The organism is Aeromonas sp. 600886 (assembly GCF_049174935.1).
GTDB lineage: Bacteria > Pseudomonadota > Gammaproteobacteria > Enterobacterales > Aeromonadaceae > Aeromonas > Aeromonas veronii_A.
The window spans coordinates 44701-63589 of the sequence record NZ_JAAKUB010000020.1 but is presented as its reverse complement, the minus strand read 5'-3'; the positions used below and the strand labels follow the sequence as shown (position 1 = coordinate 63589).

General features: G+C 57.6%; 14 protein-coding genes, 1 tRNA gene and 1 pseudogene. 10 read left to right on the top strand and 6 right to left on the bottom strand.

All coding sequences use genetic code 11. The annotated features are described in order from the left end of the window. Nucleotides 1-100: 100 nt before the first annotated feature. Entirely contained in the window at nt 101-2119 is a 2019-nt protein-coding gene (mnmC, locus tag G5179_RS15355; RefSeq protein ID WP_421258680.1) for a bifunctional tRNA (5-methylaminomethyl-2-thiouridine)(34)-methyltransferase MnmD/FAD-dependent 5-carboxymethylaminomethyl-2-thiouridine(34) oxidoreductase MnmC, read from the bottom strand. Nucleotides 2120-2209: 90 nt separating this feature from the next. On the opposite strand from mnmC, the gene fabB reads away from it, so the two are divergent. Then, on the top strand, nt 2210-3421 hold the full coding sequence (gene fabB, locus G5179_RS15350) for a beta-ketoacyl-ACP synthase I (RefSeq protein ID WP_216978860.1): 1212 nt from the start codon (nt 2210-2212) through the stop codon (nt 3419-3421). Between the two features lie 299 nt (nt 3422-3720). On the opposite strand, the gene G5179_RS15345 is transcribed toward fabB, so the two are convergent. Together G5179_RS15345 and G5179_RS15340 are read right to left on the bottom strand one after the other, a co-directional pair. After that, nucleotides 3721-5406 (bottom strand): aspartate:alanine antiporter, encoded by a 1686-nt coding sequence (locus G5179_RS15345; protein WP_005345980.1) that lies wholly within the window; start codon nt 5404-5406, stop codon nt 3721-3723. A gap of 773 nt (nt 5407-6179) precedes the next feature. After that, nucleotides 6180-6255: transfer RNA gene (locus G5179_RS15340), tRNA-Asn, on the bottom strand. Nucleotides 6256-6388: 133 nt separating this feature from the next. On the opposite strand from G5179_RS15340, the gene uvrB reads away from it, so the two are divergent. From uvrB to G5179_RS15325, 3 genes are all read left to right on the top strand, one after another. Further along, nucleotides 6389-8401, top strand: coding sequence for an excinuclease ABC subunit UvrB (uvrB, locus tag G5179_RS15335; RefSeq protein ID WP_421258679.1), 2013 nt, complete (start codon nt 6389-6391; stop codon nt 8399-8401). Then, the gene (locus G5179_RS15330) at nt 8398-8655 is read left to right on the top strand and encodes a YkvA family protein (protein ID WP_005360976.1); all 258 of its coding nucleotides are present in this window, start codon (nt 8398-8400) and stop codon (nt 8653-8655) included. Before uvrB ends, G5179_RS15330 begins: the two co-directional genes overlap by 4 nt. Before the next feature lie 179 nt (nt 8656-8834). Beyond that, complete coding sequence (locus G5179_RS15325; protein WP_047437729.1) at nt 8835-9482, top strand: DedA family protein; 648 nt, start codon at nt 8835-8837, stop codon at nt 9480-9482. Between the two features lie 79 nt (nt 9483-9561). On the opposite strand, the gene dsbB is transcribed toward G5179_RS15325, so the two are convergent. Continuing rightward, nucleotides 9562-10083 carry a disulfide bond formation protein DsbB gene (gene dsbB, locus G5179_RS15320; protein WP_005336895.1) on the bottom strand — a complete coding sequence of 174 codons (522 nt, stop codon included), beginning with the start codon at nt 10081-10083 and terminating at the stop codon, nt 9562-9564. A 98-nt stretch (nt 10084-10181) separates the two neighbouring features. Continuing rightward, nucleotides 10182-11762, bottom strand: a complete 1581-nt coding sequence (nhaB, locus tag G5179_RS15315) for a Na(+)/H(+) antiporter NhaB (protein ID WP_151286897.1) — start codon at nt 11760-11762, stop codon at nt 10182-10184. A gap of 333 nt (nt 11763-12095) precedes the next feature. Between nhaB and fadR the strand changes: the two genes are divergently transcribed. The 4 genes and pseudogenes from fadR to G5179_RS15295 form a co-directional block, all read left to right on the top strand. After that, complete coding sequence (fadR, locus tag G5179_RS15310) at nt 12096-12809, top strand: fatty acid metabolism transcriptional regulator FadR (RefSeq protein ID WP_026034983.1); 714 nt, start codon at nt 12096-12098, stop codon at nt 12807-12809. 265 nt (nt 12810-13074) lie between these two features. Beyond that, nucleotides 13075-13215, top strand: coding sequence for a TIGR02808 family protein (locus G5179_RS15305; protein ID WP_005345965.1), 141 nt, complete (start codon nt 13075-13077; stop codon nt 13213-13215). Nucleotides 13216-13403: 188 nt separating this feature from the next. Next, a complete protein-coding gene (locus G5179_RS15300) occupies nt 13404-13961 on the top strand; it encodes a YaeQ family protein (protein WP_005352343.1) in 558 nt (185 codons plus the stop codon). 12 nt (nt 13962-13973) lie between these two features. Then, nucleotides 13974-14471: pseudogene (locus G5179_RS15295) on the top strand (AEC family transporter); the annotation flags it as partial. Between the two features lie 276 nt (nt 14472-14747). On the opposite strand, the gene G5179_RS15290 reads toward G5179_RS15295, so the two are convergent. Next, nucleotides 14748-15494 (bottom strand): LexA family transcriptional regulator, encoded by a 747-nt coding sequence (locus G5179_RS15290; protein ID WP_421258678.1) that lies wholly within the window; start codon nt 15492-15494, stop codon nt 14748-14750. Nucleotides 15495-15902: 408 nt separating this feature from the next. On the opposite strand from G5179_RS15290, the gene G5179_RS15285 reads away from it, so the two are divergent. Together G5179_RS15285 and G5179_RS15280 are read left to right on the top strand one after the other, a co-directional pair. Next, nucleotides 15903-18116 carry a DNA-binding protein gene (locus tag G5179_RS15285; RefSeq protein WP_421258677.1) on the top strand — a complete coding sequence of 738 codons (2214 nt, stop codon included), beginning with the start codon at nt 15903-15905 and terminating at the stop codon, nt 18114-18116. Between the two features lie 42 nt (nt 18117-18158). Continuing rightward, nucleotides 18159-18881 carry an AAA family ATPase gene (locus tag G5179_RS15280; RefSeq protein ID WP_029300291.1) on the top strand — a complete coding sequence of 241 codons (723 nt, stop codon included), beginning with the start codon at nt 18159-18161 and terminating at the stop codon, nt 18879-18881. Nucleotides 18882-18889: the final 8 nt, after the last annotated feature.

Below are 18889 nucleotides of genomic sequence, written 5' to 3'. Positions count from 1 at the left end.
GAGGGTCCGATATCCTGCCAACACGCCTCTTTATCGAATGATTTGATAAATAGAATGGCCGCCCGATGAGCGGCCATTCTATTTGTTTGCAGAGTCCGGTTTAGACCAGCGCTTTGCCCTTGAGCAGCTTGCGTACCCAATAACGGGCTGGGTGGAGCGCTTCCAGCAGATCGGCGGCCAGCGGCAAGGGATCGCCGCAGATCTCGCTGGCGAGCTGCTCACCACAGAGCGGGGCCGAGCAGAGGCCCCGCGAGCCGAGCGCCCCCAGCACATAGAGGCCGGGGTGAAGGGGGAGCGGCTGGGCGTTGTGCTGATCATGCTGCAGCTGCGCATAGTGATCCGCCAGACCTTGCAGTCTGGCCACTGGCCCCACCACCGGCAGGTGATCCCGGCTGGCACAACGCACCCCTACGCGCGCCTCGTTGCCGCTCACATCCACTTCGGCGTGCCAGGTTTGCTCCGGCAGGCAGGCTTGCAACCGCACCTGATTCTGGATTTGCTCCTCGGCTCGAAACGCAAGGTCTGTTTGGTTGCGGCCATAACTGGCGCCGATGCAGTGGTGATCGTTGTGCATTGGCGTGAGGTAGCCATCGTAGCAGAGCACGGTCTTGAGCTGACGCAAGCTGGCTGTGGTCGGCACATGGCTCACCTGACCGCGCACCGGATAGAGCGGCAGCTCGGCAAAGGGGATCAATGCTGGCAACTGGTGACCGGCGGCGACCACCAGATTGGGGGCCTGCCAGTGGCGGCCATCCTGGCTTTCTACTTGCCAGCCATCGGCCTGCTCGGCAATGGCGCTTACTTGGGTGTGGTACTCCACCTGCAGCAGACCACTGGTTTGTGCTTCTTTGATTGCAGCGCGGGTGAGATCCGCAGGGCAGAGCCAGCCCCCCAGCGGGTAACTGACGCCGCTGTGGCCGCAGGGCAGGCCAACCACCTGCTCTACCTCTGCTGTAGAGAGGGGATGCATCAGTTCGGCCGGGAAGGGGCCCTGGTTCATTTTCGCCAGCTTGGCTGCCGATTTGTCGTCATAGCCGAGCTGGGTCACTCCACATAATTCGAAAGCGATAGGATGGCGTTCGGCCAACGCCAGCAGCCGTTGGCGGGCATAGCCAAAAGCGAGCGAATAGAAGCGTGACAGCGCATCGTGCTCGCCGTTAAGCAGTGGATAGAGGGCACCCTGGCGGTTGCCCGAGGCGCCGGTGGCCGGTTCGCCATCTGCGCACAGCAACGTCACCTTGCGACCCCGCTCCACCAGAGAGAGCGCCGTCATGGCCGAGGCGATGCCGCCGCCGATGATCACTACCTCGCCAGCGCGTCCGGCAGGACGGGCATACCAAGGGGCTATGGTCTGCTGCGGCTGCTTGTCGGTGCGATCCCCCACCAGCATCTCCCGCTTGCTACCGTGGCCCTTCACCTTCTTCATGGCAAAACCGGCGGCAATCAGGCCGCGACGGACAAAACCGGCACAGGTAAAGGTGGCGATGGAGCAATCGGGACGGGCGAGGCGAGCGAGACTATCAAACAGCTCCTGTGTCCACATCTCCGGGTTCTTGGCTGGGGAGAAACCATCCAGATACCAGGCATCCACCAGCCCCTCTGCCCGGTGAGGCACTTGCGGCAGCATATCCTTGATGTCGCCAAACCAGAGATCGAGGCGAGTGCGGCCACCCGTAAAATGCAGGCGGTGGCAACCGGAAACCGGCAGTGGCCACTGGGCGACAAGATCCTGGCTCAAGTGGCCAAGTTCAGGCCAGGCGGCCAGCGCCTTGCGCAGATCGTCTTGGGTCAGGGGGTATTTCTCGAAACTGATGAAGTGCAGACGGGAGCCGTTACCGGATTGGGGCGCCTGTTCCAGGAAGGCTTGCATTGTCGCCAGAAAGTTAAGACCTGTGCCGAAACCTGTTTCACCTATCACGAAACTGTCACTATCGTGGTGCGAAAATCGCGCAGGTAGCCGGTTTTGCTGCAAAAAGACGTAGCGGGTTTCACTTAGACCGTTATCATTGGAAAAGTACACATCCCCGAAGTCACTGGAGACAGGAGTTCCCGCTTCATTCCAGTCCAATCGGGCATGATGTAAGGATGTTTGACTCACGTTTTCCTCGGCTCGCGTCACAAAATCGCGGGCATTCTACGTGAAAGCAGACCAGTTTGGCAGCCGAAAGCGGGTAGACTTGGCGCCAGTTTTTCCAGACGAGATGAATTAATGAGAAGAGCAGTGATCACCGGTATCGGCGTCATCTCCAGTATCGGCAACAACAAGGAAGAAGTGCTGGCCTCCCTGAAAGCAGGTAAATCCGGCATCACCTATTCCGAGCAGTTCGAGCAGCACAATCTGCGCAGCCGTGTCTGGGGTAACATCAAACTCGATCCGTCTGAACTGATTGACCGTAAAGTCATGCGTTTCATGGGCGACGCTGCGGCCTACGCCTATCTCTCCATGCAGCAGGCCATTGAAGATGCCGGTCTGGCGGAAGATCAGGTCTCCAACGAGCGTACCGGCCTGGTGGTCGGTTCAGGTGGTGCCTCCGGCAAGAACACCTCGGAATCTGTGGATATCGCCCGCGAGAAAGGGGTCAAGCGTGTGGGCCCTTACATGGTGCCGCGCACCATGTCTTCCACCACCTCTGCTTGCCTCGCGACCCCGTTCCAGATCAAGGGGGTCAACTACTCCATCAGCTCCGCCTGCGCAACCTCTGCCCACTGCATCGGTCACGCGCTTGAGCTGATCCAGCTTGGCAAACAGGATGTGGTCTTCGCTGGTGGCGGTGAAGAGCTGGACTGGTCCTCTACCATCCAGTTTGACGCCATGGGGGCCCTCTCCACCAAGTACAACGACATGCCGGAAAAAGCCTCCCGTACCTATGATGCGAATCGCGATGGTTTCGTTATCTCCGGTGGCGGCGGCATTCTGGTGATCGAAGAGCTGGAACATGCGCTGGCGCGTGGTGCTCACATCTATGCCGAGCTGACCGGTTACGGTGCTACCTCCGATGGCTATGACATGGTCGCGCCGAGCGGCGAAGGCGCGGTGCGTTGCATGAAGATGGCAATGCAGGGGGTTGGCAAGGTTGATTACATCAACACCCACGGTACCTCCACCCCGGTTGGCGATACCAAGGAGCTGGAAGCCATCCAGACTCTGTTTGGTGCCAACGGTCCCAAGATCTCTGCCACCAAGGCGATGACCGGCCATGCGCTCGGCGCTGCCGGCGTGCACGAGGCTGTCTACTCACTGCTGATGATGGAGCACGGCTTTATCGCTCCCAGCATCAACATCGAGACTCTGGACGAGAAGGCCGAAGGTCTGCCCATCGTGCGCGAGTACGAAGAGGCCGAGCTCAACACCGTCATGTCCAACAGCTTCGGCTTTGGCGGTACCAACGCCTCCCTGGTGTTCAGCAAGTTCAAAGCATGATTATCCGGTTGATATGAAAAAAGCGCCTCAGGGCGCTTTTTTTGTTTCCGTGATCTGCCATCACTCATTGCAGAGCAGAGCAGAGCAGAGCAGAGCAGAGCAGAGCAGAGCAGAGCAGAGCAGAGCAGAGCAGAGCAGAGCGTCAACCATTGTAGGATAGGGGGCAGAGTTCAGCGCTGATGGTTGGTGTCAGGTGAGATCACACCAATAAGCCTGATCCGCATCTCGGGAGAAAGGCAGATAGCAAGAAGGGAGCCTGAGGCTCCCTTCTTTGTTAGCGGTAATTTGATGGTTACTGGTTAGAACCAGAAGCCGATAATAAAGGAGCCTGCCAGCGTCAGCATCACGTTGGCCACCGCATAGGTACCTGCGTAGCCAAGCGCCGGAATGGAGCTGTTGGCGGCCTCGTTGACCACATCCATGGCGGGGGCGCAGGTACGGGCACCAGTGATGGCGCCGAGCAGCAGCGCCGGGTTCATTTTCAATACCCAGACCCCGAACAGATAACCGACAAGCACCGGCAGGGTAGTGACCAACATGCCGGAGAAGAGCACTACGGCACCCACTTCGCTCAGGTGATCCAGAATGCCGCCACCCGCCTTGAGGCCGGTGCTCACCATAAAGACCGCAAGACCGAGATCCTTGGCCAGTCGCAGGGCTCCGGGCGGTACGTAACCCACGGTGGGGTGGTTGGCCCGCAGATACCCCATCAGAATACCAGCCAACAGCAGACCGACGGCGTTGCCGAGGCCAAATTCAATCTGGCCGAACACCAGCGAGACGGAGCCGATCAGCAAGCCGAGCACGAAGAAGGTGGTGAAAGCCACTAGATCTGTGGTCTGGCTGTGGATACTGATAAAGCCGATCTTGTTGGCCAGCAGTTTGACCCGCTGTTTCTCGCCGCTGATCTGCAGCACATCGCCTTTTTGCAACATGATGTTGCGATCGAACGGCATCTCTATTTGGGAGCGTACCACCCGGTTGAGGAAGCACCCTTTCTCGGTGAGGTTGAGCTCCACCAGATGGCGGCCGACCACGGCGTCGTTTTTCACCACTATCTCTTCGGTGACGATCTGCAGGTCGAGCAGGTTGCGATCAAATACCTCTTTACCGTTGCGGTAGTTGACGTCCAGTTTCTCGTGGCTCTCGGGATAGCCCACCAGGGCGATCTCGTCCCCTTCTTGAATGACGGCATCCCCATCGGGACTGGCGAGAATGCCGTTGCGGCGGATCCGCTCCACATAGCAGCCGGTGTGGGGATAGATGCCTGTTTCACGCAGGGTACGGCCGCCAATCCAGGCTGCCAGCTCGGGGCCAACCCGATAGGCGCGAATGATGGGCAGATAGGTCTTGCGACTGTCGCTGTCGGAGAGGCCCCGCTCACGGGCGATTTTTTGCGCTTCGGTATTGAGATCGAGTCGTGCCAGTGACGGGAGATAGCGCACCACCAGCATCAGACCAACCAGACCCACCAGATAGGTCAGGGCGTAGCCGATGCCCATGTTGTCGAGTACCGCCTGCATATCGGTTTGATGGGGCAGGTTGAGCAGACCACTGCGCAGGGCATCCTGTGCACCCACCAGCGCCGGGGTCGATGTGAGGGAACCCGCCAGGATCCCCGCCGCCATGCCCGGCCCCAGATTGAAGAACTTGGCCAGCCCCACTGTCAGCAGCAGAGCTGTCAGCAAGATCACCAGAGTCAGGGTGATGTAGTGGATGCCATCGCGCAGGAAGACGCTGAAGAAGTGGGGGCCAGCCTCAATCCCCACACAGAAGATGAAGAGCATAAAGCCGACGTTTTCTGTGGTGGCAGTAAACTCGAAGCCCATCTGGCCAAACAGCAGGGCGGTAAACAGCACACCTATGGTGTTGCCAATCTGGAAGTTGCCAATCCGCACTTTGCCAAGCAGCAGGCCGAAGGCCAATACCACGAAGAGCAGCAGGGAGTCGCTTTGATGCAGCAGTGTCACAAAATCTATAGTCATGCCCGGAAAAACCGAGGAAAAAAGTGGGGCCGATATTGTGCCGTATCTATCACTAATAAAGAAGCATAAGGGGGGATTAATCGGAAGTTATCGGACGCTATTTAATGAGCAGGCGGCGGGATAAGGGGAGCATCGGAAAAAAGCAGGTGATTTTTGCTCTCCTTCCCGTTGTCAATTAGTGAAACATGCTGGTTGCAGCCGGGCTTGCACTGTCATAGGTGAGATTTTAGATTCTGCTGTCTAGCGCTTCGCCACAGATCGGTTTCAGCAGATTCAACCTGGGGAGCTCTTGGTCGTAAAAGAGTCAAATGACGAGATACTAGCGTCATTCCCATATGGGGAAAGGGCTGGCAAAAAGATATCTCTGGAAAGTGCCAATAGAGCCTGTTAATCAACAGTTACAGAGGGTGGGACAAAACAGAATAAAATCAGGTTAGCCTGTAAAATGGTCTCCTGTTGCAGGGGATAACAGGCAATCCCGCGTCCTGACAGGGCTTGCTGCACTTACCCACAGAATCTGTGGATAACCCTGTTTATGAAACTTGTTCATCGCCCTGAAAGCCGCGCCAGTACTGGGATGCAAGGGCTGTTCAAAAAATACCGGAAGAAAAATGTTTGTATAAAAATCAAATAGTTAGATGCGACAGGAGAAAACTCTGTCGAGCCGGGACGGGTAACAAAAGGGAGCGTCAGCAGCAAGAAAGATCTTGTGCATTAAAATTGGCAGGAGAGGGCACTAAAGTGGATAACCTGCACCGAGATGGTGAGGAATTTGGCTCCCCCGACTGGACTTGAACCAGTGACATACGGATTAACAGTCCGCCGTTCTACCGACTGAACTACGGGGGAACATCAGGCAAGGAGGAGCATCATACAGAAGGTGTCCTGGGTGGTCAAGCCATTCGCGGGATGATGGCACGGGTGTACCGCTGCCAAACCCTCGGTTACACTGCTCCTCTGCTGTTTTGTGTCGGGAGTGTTCATGAGCAAATTGTTCAAGTTAGCCAGCCAGTTTCAACCCGCCGGGGATCAGCCCGCGGCGATTGCCCAACTGCTGGATGGCATCGAGTCGGGGCTGGCTCATCAGACCCTGCTAGGGGTGACTGGTTCGGGCAAGACCTTCACCATGGCCAACGTCATCGCCACCTTGAACCGCCCGACCATGATCCTGGCTCCCAACAAGACCCTGGCCGCCCAGCTCTATGGTGAAATGAAGGAGTTCTTCCCCGACAACGCGGTGGAGTATTTCGTCTCCTACTACGACTATTACCAGCCCGAAGCCTATGTGCCGACCACCGACACCTTTATAGAGAAGGATGCCTCCATCAACGATCACATCGAGCAGATGCGATTGTCGGCCACCAAGGCGCTGCTGGAGCGGCGCGACGTGGTGATCGTTGCTTCGGTGTCGGCCATCTATGGTCTGGGGGATCCCCAAGCTTATCTGAGCATGATGCTGCACTTGAAAGTGGGGGATGTGATCAACCAGCGCGATATCCTGCGTCGCCTCGCTGAGCTGCAGTACACCCGCAACGACATGGCGTTCCAGCGCGGTACCTTCCGGGTGCGCGGTGAAGTCATCGATATTTACCCTGCCGAATCGGACAAGCTGGCCCTGCGGGTAGAACTCTTTGATGAAGAGGTGGAGCGCCTCTCCCAGTTTGATCCCCTGACCGGCGCCATCGAGCAGACGGTAGTGCGCTACACCATCTATCCCAAGACCCACTACGCTACCCCGCGTGAGACCATCCTGGGGGCCATCGAGCATATCAAAGAGGAGCTGCGAAGCCGCCGCGAGCAGCTGTTGTCCCTCAACAAGCTGGTTGAAGAGCAGCGCATCAGCCAGCGTACCCAGTTCGACATGGAGATGATGCAGGAGCTGGGTTACTGCTCCGGCATAGAGAACTACAGCCGCTACCTCTCCGGCCGTGCGCCGGGGGAGCCGCCGCCCACCCTGTTTGACTACCTGCCGGGGGATGGCCTGCTCATCATCGACGAGTCCCACGTCACGGTGCCGCAGATCGGCGCCATGTTCAAAGGGGACCGCTCCCGCAAGGAGACCCTGGTGGAGTACGGCTTCCGGCTCCCCTCGGCGCTGGACAACCGGCCGCTCAAGTTCGACGAATTTGAAGCGCTGATGCCGCAGACGGTGTTTGTCTCGGCGACTCCCGGCCCCTACGAGCTGGAGAAGTCCGGCGGCGATGTGGTGCAGCAGGTGGTGCGCCCAACCGGCCTGCTCGATCCGGAGATCGAGGTGCGTCCGGTGACCACGCAGGTGGACGATCTGCTCTCCGAGATCCGCAAGCGGGTCGCCGTCGAGGAACGGGTGCTGGTTACTACCCTGACCAAGCGGATGGCGGAAGACTTGACCGAGTATCTGGCGGAGCACGACGTCAAGGTGCGCTACCTCCACTCCGATATCGATACGGTCGAACGGGTGGAGATCATCCGCGATCTGCGCCTTGGCAAGTTCGATGTGCTGGTGGGCATCAACCTGCTGCGGGAAGGTCTCGACATGCCGGAGGTGTCGCTGGTGGCGATTCTGGATGCGGATAAAGAGGGCTTCCTGCGCTCGACCCGCTCGCTGATCCAGACCATCGGCCGGGCGGCGCGTAACCTCAACGGCAAGGTCATTCTATACGGCGATACCATCACCAACTCGATGAAGGTCGCCATTGAGGAGACCGAGCGGCGCCGCGCCGTGCAGCATGCCCATAACCTCAAGCATGGCATCACCCCCAAAGGGCTCAACAAATCCATTGGCGATGTGATGGACATGGGGGGCAGCCGCACGGCAGGCAAACCTGGCAAGGGGATGCGCAAGGCGGCCGAGCCGCAAGGGGAGTACCATGTCCGCTCTGCCAGCGAGATTGCCAAAGAGATCAAGCGGATGGAGGAACAGATGTTCCAGCATGCCCGGGATCTGGAATTCGAACAGGCGGCGGCACTGCGGGATCAGATCCAGCGGCTGCGCAGCGAGTTGATCGAATCATGAGCCGCAAACGCTGGCTGATTTGGCAACGACTGCGTCGTCTCTATCAGGGCTTTCGCCATCCCGGTACCCCCTGGTGGGCGAGGGGACTGGTGATCCTTATCCTGCTCTATGGCATCAGTCCGGTGGATCTTATCCCTGACGTGGTGCCCTTGCTGGGATGGTTCGATGATGTGACCCTGCTGCTGGTGTTGCTATGGGGCTGGGAGCGTTGCCTTCCCCCCGCAGTGCGCAGCGATCTGGAACAGGCCTCCTAGTTCACCTTTTCAACTCCATGCTCGGCATCTCTCTTTGTGCTCCCACCCTCGAAGGAAGCAGAAAAACGGTTTCATTTGAAGATGGGCGCTGCGGGATGAAAAAGAGGCTGCCTCGGTGATTGTCGCCCGAATGGCATTGGCGTAGACTCCACGCCGTTCACTTTATGGGTATGGAAAAAATGGATCTGATCCTCTTTGCAATCGACTTTATCCTGCACGTTGATGTGCATTTGAAAGAGCTGTTCGAGAACTATGGCGTCTGGGTTTACGCCATCCTGTTTCTCATCATCTTCTGTGAAACCGGGCTGGTAGTGACGCCGTTCCTGCCGGGTGACTCCCTGCTGTTTGCCGCCGGTGCGCTTACCGTGGGCAGCGTGCTGGACGTCCATACCCTGGCGGCCGTGCTGATCATCGCTGCCGTGCTGGGCAACGTGGTCAACTACACCATTGGTCACTTCTTCGGCGAGCAGCTGTTCCGTAACCCGGACTCCAAAATCTTCCGCCGGGATTATCTGGAGAAGACCCACGCCTTCTATGCCAAGCATGGTGGCAAGACCATCATCATCACCCGCTTCCTGCCAATTGTGCGTACCTTTGCGCCGTTCGTGGCAGGGATGGGGGCCATGACCTATCCGCGCTTTTTGGCGTTCAACCTGGTTGGCGGCCTGCTGTGGGTACTCTCCTTCGTATATGCCGGCCACTTCTTTGGCAATCTGCCGGTGGTGCGTCACAACTTTACCCTGCTGATCTTCGGCATCATCGGTATCTCCCTGTTGCCCATGGTGATTGGCGCGGTCAAGGCCAAGATGGGTACTGCCAGGGCGTAACCAGAAATACGGTCAGCCAGAACGAGAAAGGGGGGAGCCATAATGGTTCCCCCCTTTTATCTCCACACGGCCATGATGATCAGTTGCAGCAACGCCCTTTCACCAGATTGCCGATGGCCACTACGGTGAAGACCAACAGGTAAGCGGCGAAGATGACGACCAGCCACTGGGGCATGGAGTAACCGAAGAACTGCCAGGTGATCTGGGCACAATCCCCTTCCGGCATAAAGAGCCAGGGGAGCCACTGATCGAGCGGAGCCCAGCTCGGGAAGTCGGCAAACGGGCTGCAGACGTTGAACGGGGAGGGGTTGACCTGATAGTCCACATGCTTGAGGGCCAGCTGGAAGCCGCGGAAGGCACTGTAGCCCCACAGCAACATGGCACTCCAGCGAACATACCACTTATCCGGCGCCACCATGCCGAGCAGTCCAGCGGCCAGCACACCCAGGGTCGCCAACCGTTCGTAAACACACATCACGCACGGGGAGAGGCCCAGCACATGCTGGAAGAAGAGGGCGCACAACTCGAGGAACAGGGCTGATGCTGCCAACAGACCCCAGGCCAGCCGATGGGCGGCGATACGGCGGAGAAACTCGATCATCTCATTGATCTCTCAGAAAAAACAGTGGCTGAATTAGAGCAGAGCGGAACCGAAAAGAAAAGGGCCCTGAAAGGGCCCTCGGAAACCGTCGCAACGGATTAATGCAGTGCCGGCTGTACCGCTGGCAGCGCACTCTCCATCACCAGCCATCCGTGCTGATAGAACCACTCAGTGGCAGGACCAAGCAGCAATTCGACAGAGAAAAAGCCGATCAGCCCCAGCACCAATGTGTAGGGCAGCGCCATCCAGACCATGCGGCCATAGGAGAGGCGCAGCAGCGGCGCCAATGCCGAGGTGAGCATAAACAGGAAGGCGGCCTGACCATTGGGGGTGGCGACCGATGGCAGGTTGGTACCTGTGTTGATGGCTACCGCCAGCAGATCGAACTGGGCGCGGTCAATGGCGCCATTGAGCAGGGCAGTCTTGACTTCGTTGATGTAGACGGTTCCGACAAAGACGTTGTCACTGACCATGGAGAGCACCCCATTGGCCAGATAGAAGAGAGCCAGCTGGTTCTCCGGCTTGGCAGCCAGTACCAGCTGGATCACCGGCTTGAACAGCTGCTGATCGATGATGACGGCGACCACGCTGAAGAAGACCGCCAGCAGGGCGGTGAAGGGGAGTGCCTCCTGGAAGGCTTTACCCAGCGAGTGCTCCTCGGTGATCCCGGTCAGGGAGGTGGCCAGCACGATGACCGAGAGGCCAATCAGACCAACGGCTGCCAGGTGCATGGCCAGACCGACGATCAGCCAGACCGCAATCAATGCCTGAACGATCAGCTTGGCCTTGTCTTGCGGGCTGCGTTTTGCCTCTTCGTAGCGGTTGTACTCCTCCATGATGGCGCGCACTGTGTCCGGCAAGCGGGCGCCATAGCCAAACCAGCGAAACTGCTCCACCAACACGCAGGTCAGCAGACCGCAGATAAAGACGGGGACGGTCACGGGGGACATGCGAATGGCAAATTCGGCGAAGTTCCAGCTGGCTTGCTCGCCGATGATGAGGTTTTGCGGCTCGCCCACCAGGGTGCAGACACCGCCCAACGCGGTCCCGATAGCGGCATGCATCATCAGGCTGCGGAGGAAGGCGCGAAAATCATCGAGATCCTGGCGATTGCGCTCAGCCACTTCCTTATCGTCGGTATGGTCATGGCTGTGACCAAACTCCTTGCCGGAAGAGACCTTGTGATAGATGGCATAGAAACCGGTGGCAACGCTGATCACCACGGCAATGACCGTCAGTGCATCGAGAAAAGCCGACAGGAAGGCGGAGACCAGACAGAAGGAGAGGGAGAGCAGGATCTTGGAGCGAACGCCGATCAGCAGCTTGGTGAAGACATAAAGCAGCAACTGCTTCATGAAATAGATGCCTGCCACCATGAACACCAGCAGCAGCAGCACTTCGATATTGGCGACCAGCTCGTGCTTGACCTGATCGGCGGAGGTCATGCCGATCAACACGGCTTCGATCGCGAGCAGGCCACCCGGTTGCAGGGGGTAGCACTTGAGGGCCATGGCCAGGGTGAAGATAAACTCAACGACCAGTAACCAGCCCGCAATGAAAGGATCAAGGTAGAAAGCGACCGGATTGATCGCCAGAAATAGCAAGATGGCGCTTTTATACCACTGTGGTGCATTGCCCAAGAAGTTCTTGGCGAATGCCTGCCCTAGGCTTATTGGCATGATAATGGGTCTCAACTTTGTTGTTAGGATCTGCTTCTATGCAGTCAAGGATGATTCGACCTGTGCCTCCGGATGTTGGCCTTTATCTGTCTGATTCCTCGTGATTTTAATCAAAAAGCGTGACGATTATAAATGATAGCCGATGGATCTCTGCCCATCTGTCTGTTTTATAACCACCTTGTCGGGGTTGGCTGGCTCCCTCGTGGCGATTAGATACATATTCCCAACACTATATTTGCCATATGTGAGCAGAGGACTGACCTTATGCTTGCCAGCCATCATCGCTTTGATATCATTCGTCAGCCTTTTTACGCATTACAACAGAGTCAATTCATGGTTATAAAAGCGCAGAGCCCAGCTGGGTTTGCCGAGGAATACATCATCGAGTCCATCTGGAACAATCGCTTTCCTCCCGGATCTATTCTGCCCGCCGAGCGTGAATTATCCGAGTTGATCGGGGTGACGCGGACGACCTTGCGCGAAGTGCTGCAGCGACTGGCCCGTGATGGCTGGTTGACCATACAGCATGGCAAGCCGACCAAGGTGAACAATTTCTGGGAAACCTCCGGCCTCAATATTCTGGAGACGTTGGCTCGTCTGGATCAGGACAAGGTACCTGATCTGATAGCTCAGCTGCTCTCCGCCCGTACCCACATCTGCACCATCTTTATCCGCGGAGCGATCCGTCACAATCCGGAACAGGCAGCCGAGATCCTGCGTGGCGCCGATGGGGTCGAGAACAACGCCCAGGCTTATGCCGAGTTCGATTATCGCCTGCACCACCAGCTGGCGTTTGCTTCCGGCAATCCGATCTACGCTTTGATCCTGAACGGTTTCAAAGGGTTGTACAGCCGGGTCGGCAGCTACTACTTCTCCGACAAGCAGGCCCGCGAGACCGCAGATGCCTACTACAAGACCCTGCTCAATCTGGCGGAGACCAAGAACCACGAAGCCGTGTTCATGACGGTGCGTCAGTACGGTATCGAGTCCGGCAAGCTGTGGACCCGCCTGCGTCAGGACATGCCAAGCGATCTGTGCGACAACTGATCCCTTGCCTGTGCTGTCCAAGAAACGCGCCATCCGGCGCGTTTTTTTATTCTGCCGTGTTTGTGTCTATCCTTGATTGGCGGTGGTAATTGCTTGAACTGCATGGATATTTGGCCAAAAAGCTTGATCCAGCGCAAATGAACCCTGCATTTATCACTTTGGTGGCATAGGACCCAACCGCTGATTGAGGTCAAATGGAGGCATCAAGAGCGGAGCCAATATCCGCCAGAAGGAACACACCTTTCACCGGATGAAGGACACAACAATGAGTCTTCTTGAACACACCATCTGGACAGTACTGGGATACGGGGCCATGCCCTTTATCTTTCTGAGCGGATTCGTGGCGGTGGCAGTGACCTGTTGCATGCTGCTGAATGCGTTCGGGGTACAGTCCGCCGAGAAGTGAGTCGCTTCTCCATGCCGCCAAATGCCAGTCTTCGGACTGGCATTTGTTTTTTGTGTCTTTTAAAGCACTTATCCCGGCAGGGAAGGGAAAATCTATGGTCAGGATGGTCGAACCTGCCGCCGATTTTGATTACACTGGCGCCCGTATTTCCCACTCACCCTTCTCTTATCAGGTGTTCAAGGTTTTCTATGGCTCTCAAGGCAACCGTATTCAAGGCCCAGATCAGTTTGTCTGATATGGATCGCAATCTGTATCAGGACTTCTCCCTCACGCTGGCGCGCCACCCCTCCGAAACCGATGAGCGGATGATGATCCGGCTGGCGGCTTTTGCCTGGCACGCTGCCGAGCGACTGGAATTCACCAAGGGATTGAGCGCCGATGATGAACCTGAGCTCTGGTGCAAGAACTACTCGGACGAAATAGAGCTCTGGATCGAACTGGGCCAACCCGATGAAAAACGGCTGAAAAAGGCCTGTAACCGCGCCCGTCAGGTGGTGCTCTACCTCTACGGCGGTCGTGGTACAGCCGTCTGGTGGAAGCAGAACCAGGGCAAGCTGAGCCAGCATGACAACCTCAGCATCATCGAACTCTCCGACAGCCAGACTCTTCCGCTGACCGCCATGGTCGAGCGCACCATGCAGCTCACCTGCACTATCTCCGATGGTCAGCTCTGGGTAAGCAATGGCGCACTGGAAGTGACGCTGGATCCGGTGGTGCTGATGGGCAAACCGGCCCGCGAACTGTAACGGACGCCGCCCATGTTCAGCGCCTTGCTCAATATCGTCATTCCGGTGTTCGGTGTGGTCGGGCTCGGCGCCCTCTACGGGCGATTGCGACCGGGGGCTGCGCTCGGTTACGTCAATCGAGCCAATATCGAGCTGTTTACCCCGGCGCTGGTCTTCTCCGCGCTGGTCAAGTATCCGCTGGCGCTGGCGGAGCATATGCCGCTGATTGCGGCGGGGGCGCTGGTTATTCTGTTACCCGGTCTGCTGCTCGCACTGCTCAAACTCAAAGGGATTGAGCGGGCAGCCCTGATCTTGCCCGCCATGTTCCGAAATACCGGCAATCTCGGTATCCCCTTGATGTTGCTGGCATTTGGCGAGCAGCAACTGGGGGCTATCGTGATCCTTTTTGTGCTCTCCAATCTGCTGCACTTCTCGGTCGGTATGTTTATCCTCTCGGCCAATACCTCCCGCTGGCTGTGGCTGCGCAGCCCGGTGTTGTGGGCCGCGCTGGCCGGTTTGCTGGTGGCCAACTGTAACCCATCACCAAGAATGAAAAACCGGGAGCTGGTGAAAACAAGTGGGAGATGGCGGGACAAACTCAGGAATGGCGGGGCTTGTGGCGTGATGCGGTTAAACCAAGCCGCTTAACCGCAAAATGAAAAGTTGGTACGCTCAGGCGATTGGGATGCGCTGAAAATGAAAAACAGGCTGGCGCCTGTTTTTTCTTTTGTGTGACCGCTAGTAGTGGTTTAAATCTGGGTTTAAGGGCTGTACAAGCGAGACTCTCTCACTTGTGAGCATGTCTCGTTAAAAGAAATCGTGCCCTGCCCAGACTACCTTGCCGATCACGGCCAGGTTTTCCAGCTGATTGGCTGGAACGACCTGCAGGGGGTAATCATCGCGGTTGTCGCTGATGATAGTGATCCCGCCATCGAAGTTTTTCTGCAGGCGCTTGGCGTAGAGCTCTTCCCCCAGGCGCAACACGAAGATGGATCCATCTTCGATCTGATTCTTGCTGATATCGACCAGGATAGAGTCACCAGAGTGGATGGTGGGCTCCATGCTGTCGCCTTTGGCGAAGACCACCACCAGGTTATCCGGGTTTAACTTGCGAAACGTGAGCCACTTACGGCGAAAGGCCAGCTTGCGTTTAACCTCATGATCATCATTAAACGCACCATGGCCGGTACTGACGGTGACATGGTAGCCGTCGATCAGCGCGTACTCCTCATCAAACTCCTCACGTTGCACCATCTGCTCGGCCGTTCCATCGGGGTGTTTCGGGCCCTGACCGGTGGCCAGCCACTCCAGATTCACATTGAACGTCCGCGCGATGCGCAGCGCCTTGTCGATGGTGGGCAGTGAATTAAACGGAGGGAAGTATTTGCGTATCCCCGACTCACTCATTCCCACCAGTTCGGCAAATGCCTTGTAGCTCAGGCTCCCGCGCAGCTCATCCAGACGGTCACTCAAAGTATCCATTCCCGCTGTCAGAAAAGATACCTCACCGTCTTTTTGTACTGCTTGTGGTTTTTCTTCATAACGCTCTGACATACAAGGAATTCTCGGCTAGTGGCTAATGCTGGTGAGTCGATAGACAAAAAATCCCGCACAAAAAGACTTGTTAATCTTTTTGGGGTGATCAATCATTCATATGTGACGCGCTGCGACATAAAATCATTCTTTTATGAATGATAAAGATACGCACTGCGACACTTGATGATACCGAAACGGGGTGAGTATGTCAGGGAAAACACCAGAGTGGATCAGGGCTGAGCTCATAAAATGCGGATATTCCCAAGCTGCTTGGGCCCGCGCTAAAGGGTTGCACCCCCGAGCCGTACAGCGTTGCATCAAACACTATGCTCCGGCCAGAGGGATTAGCCCCAAGCGTCGGGAAAGCCGCGCCATCATGGCCCTGCTGTCCGAATCGCTGGGGATCGATCTGCTGGGAGGTGACCAATGAGCACCTGGTACACCGCTCAAGCACTGGCCGGATTGGTTGGCATGCCCGCTTACCCCGATGGTGTGCGCAAAAAGGCCGAGCGTGAAGAGTGGCAAAGCCGCAAGCGTGAGAAAGGCAAAGGGGCCGAATACCACATTGGCTCACTGCCGATTGAAACCCGCCGTTACCTGGCAGAACAAGCGGTGGCCGCACAAGGTCATGCGGTGACCGACCATGCGGCGGGTGGCAAGGCCATGGCCAAGTTGCTGGCACGCGAGGTGCCGGTCAAACCGGAGGCAGGCCGCAAATTGCTGACACTGGGGGAGGGGCCTCGCCAGAAGGTCGATGCCAGACTGCTGATCCTGCAGGCCGCCGATATCTTCCTGGCCCCCTATCACGCCTGCCAGCAAGGGGAGGTGGGGCGCCGCGCCTTTATCGAGGCATACCGTGCCCGCACTCTCGCCCTGCCTGTCAGCGTTTATGAAAGGCAAAAGCCATTCAGTCTGATCACCCTGCGCCGCTGGCAAAGTGCGCTGGCGGATGAAGGCCCCGCAGCCCTGGCTGGCAACTATCAGCGGGAGCGGCCATCAACCGTCGAACAGAGCCCGGATCTGGCCCAGTTTCTCACCGCCCTAGTCACCACCAAGCCCCATCTGGCCAACAAGTGGGGGGCGCTGCACGAACTGGCCAGCCAATACAGCGAAATGAATCAGCTGGGATGGCAGATCCCCAGCCAATCCTCCTTGCGTCGTTGGATGGTGAAATGGTTGGCAGAGAACAAGGTGGCCTTTACCTACACCACCAACCCGGATGCCTACAACAACAAATACCGCAGCGCGATCGAGGAGATGTACCCCTGGATGGCCCAGCCCAACGACGTCTGGGAGTTCGATAGCACCCCGGTCGATGCCATGTTGGTGGATGGCCGTCACAGCATCATCGCGGTGATCGATGTGTATACCCGCCGCGTCCGTCTGCTGGTAGCCAAGAGCTCATCGAGCGAAGGGATCTGCCTGTTGCTGCGCAAGACCCTGCTGGCCTGGGGCACGCTCAACGATAACGGCGTGATGCGCACCGATAACGGCTCTGACTATGTGAGCCAGCGGGTCATGTCCATCTGCACTCTGCTTGGTATGAACGTCAGCCGCTCCAACGCCTACTCGGGGTGGGAGAAACCCCATATCGAGCGCTTTTTCCGCACCTTGAGCCACGGCCTGATCGAGCTGTTGCCCTCCTATATCGGCCACTGCGTGGCAGACCGTCAGGTGATCGAGGCGCGCAAGAGCTTTGCCCAGCGGCTGGAGGAGAAGCGCAAACCGGATGCGCAAAAAGAGATCTACGAGCTGGCCATGACGGCCGCAGAGCTGCAAACCCTGCTCGATAACTGGCTCGATGCCCGTTACCACAACCGCAAGCACAGTGCCCTAGGGGTCAGCCCCAATGAAAAGTACCAACTGGCCCGTTATCAGCGCCGCGCCATCCCCGATGAAGCTGCGCTGGATCTGCTGCTCAACCATATCGGCGAGGCGACTGTCTCCAAAGGCTTTATCAAGGCCGGTGGCCTCAAATACAGCGCCCCCGAACTGTTGGAGCACAACTGGAAGAGCCAGCGGGTCAGCGTCTTTCTCGATCCGAGCGATGTGGGCCGCGCCATTTTGTACCGCACCGGCGATTGGAACGAGCGGATCGAGGCCATCAACATCGATCTGCTGGGCAATGGCATCAGCCCCGATGCCTTCCGGGCGGCCAAAAAAGCCGATGCCAAGGCGTTGGCCAGCTTTCGCCGCGAGATGCGCAACCTTGCCAAGACCTTTGGCATCGACCAGCTCCATCAGGATGTGGTGCGCCACTTCGTCGATCAGGCCAAGGGTATTGAAGCGTTCAGTCGGCGCGATCTCACCCTCGATAACCCGGCATTGGCCGCGCTCACCGGGGTCTCAACGCCCGCTGAACCCGCCCGTTTCAATGCGGCAGAACTGGCCGCCATAGAAGCCAGACGAGAAGCGAAAGCACAGCGGGCGCAAGCCACCGCAGGGCAGGAATCGAGAGCACTCAAGACCGAGTATGAGCAAGCCATCTATCTGGCAGAGCGGGAGCTGGATACCCCGCTGACAGGGCGGGAGAAGGAGTGGCTGACCCGATACCTCTACAGCCACAAGCTGATGGCAAAACGCATTAACCGCCATCTGGATGAAGTTCGGGCTACCCGCCGCACCCAGGCAAAAGGTTAGCGAGTAGCCCGAAAAGGCCCAAAAACAAAGGACAAACCCACTATGAAACACAAGATCGTTGAGGTCAAAAACATGATCAAGACCGAGCAGCTGCTCGACAACTTGCTCAACCGCTCCAGCATAGTGCCAGGCATTGGCCTGATCCATGGCCCCTCCGGCTTTGGCAAGACCACCGCCGTGGAATGGCTGTTCAACCAGGACGAAGTGAACGGCATCTATGTCCGCTGCTACAAGGCCGACACGGTGACCAGCCTGCTGGAGCAGATTGCCAAAGAGATCGGCATTCCCCAGCGCCACAACCTGCGTGCTCAGGTCGATAGCATCATCGAATCCGTGCGCGCCGAAGAGCTGGCCATCTTCGTGGACGAGGCCGATTACGTGGTCGGCAATGCCCGCATCATGGAGACCCTGCGCGATATCTACGATGCCACCGAACAACCTCTGATCCTGGTCGGGATGGAAGAGATTGCCCGCCGTATCAGCCAGCGCAAGCAGCTGTTTAACCGCATCTCCCAGTGGATCGAATTCAAACCGGCTGATCTCGATGATGTGTCCCTGATTGCCAGCGAAATGCTGGAGGTGGACGTGGAGATCGACGATGCACTGCTGGATCTGATCCGCAAGCGTTCCAACGGTGTGGTGCGCACCATCGTCTCGGCCCTCGACAAGATTGAAAAAATGGCGATGGCCTCCGATGCCCGGATTATCCGGCTGGAGGACGTTGACGCCAGCGAGCTGCTGCATGACGTGCGTCGCAGCCGCTAGCCGTCAGG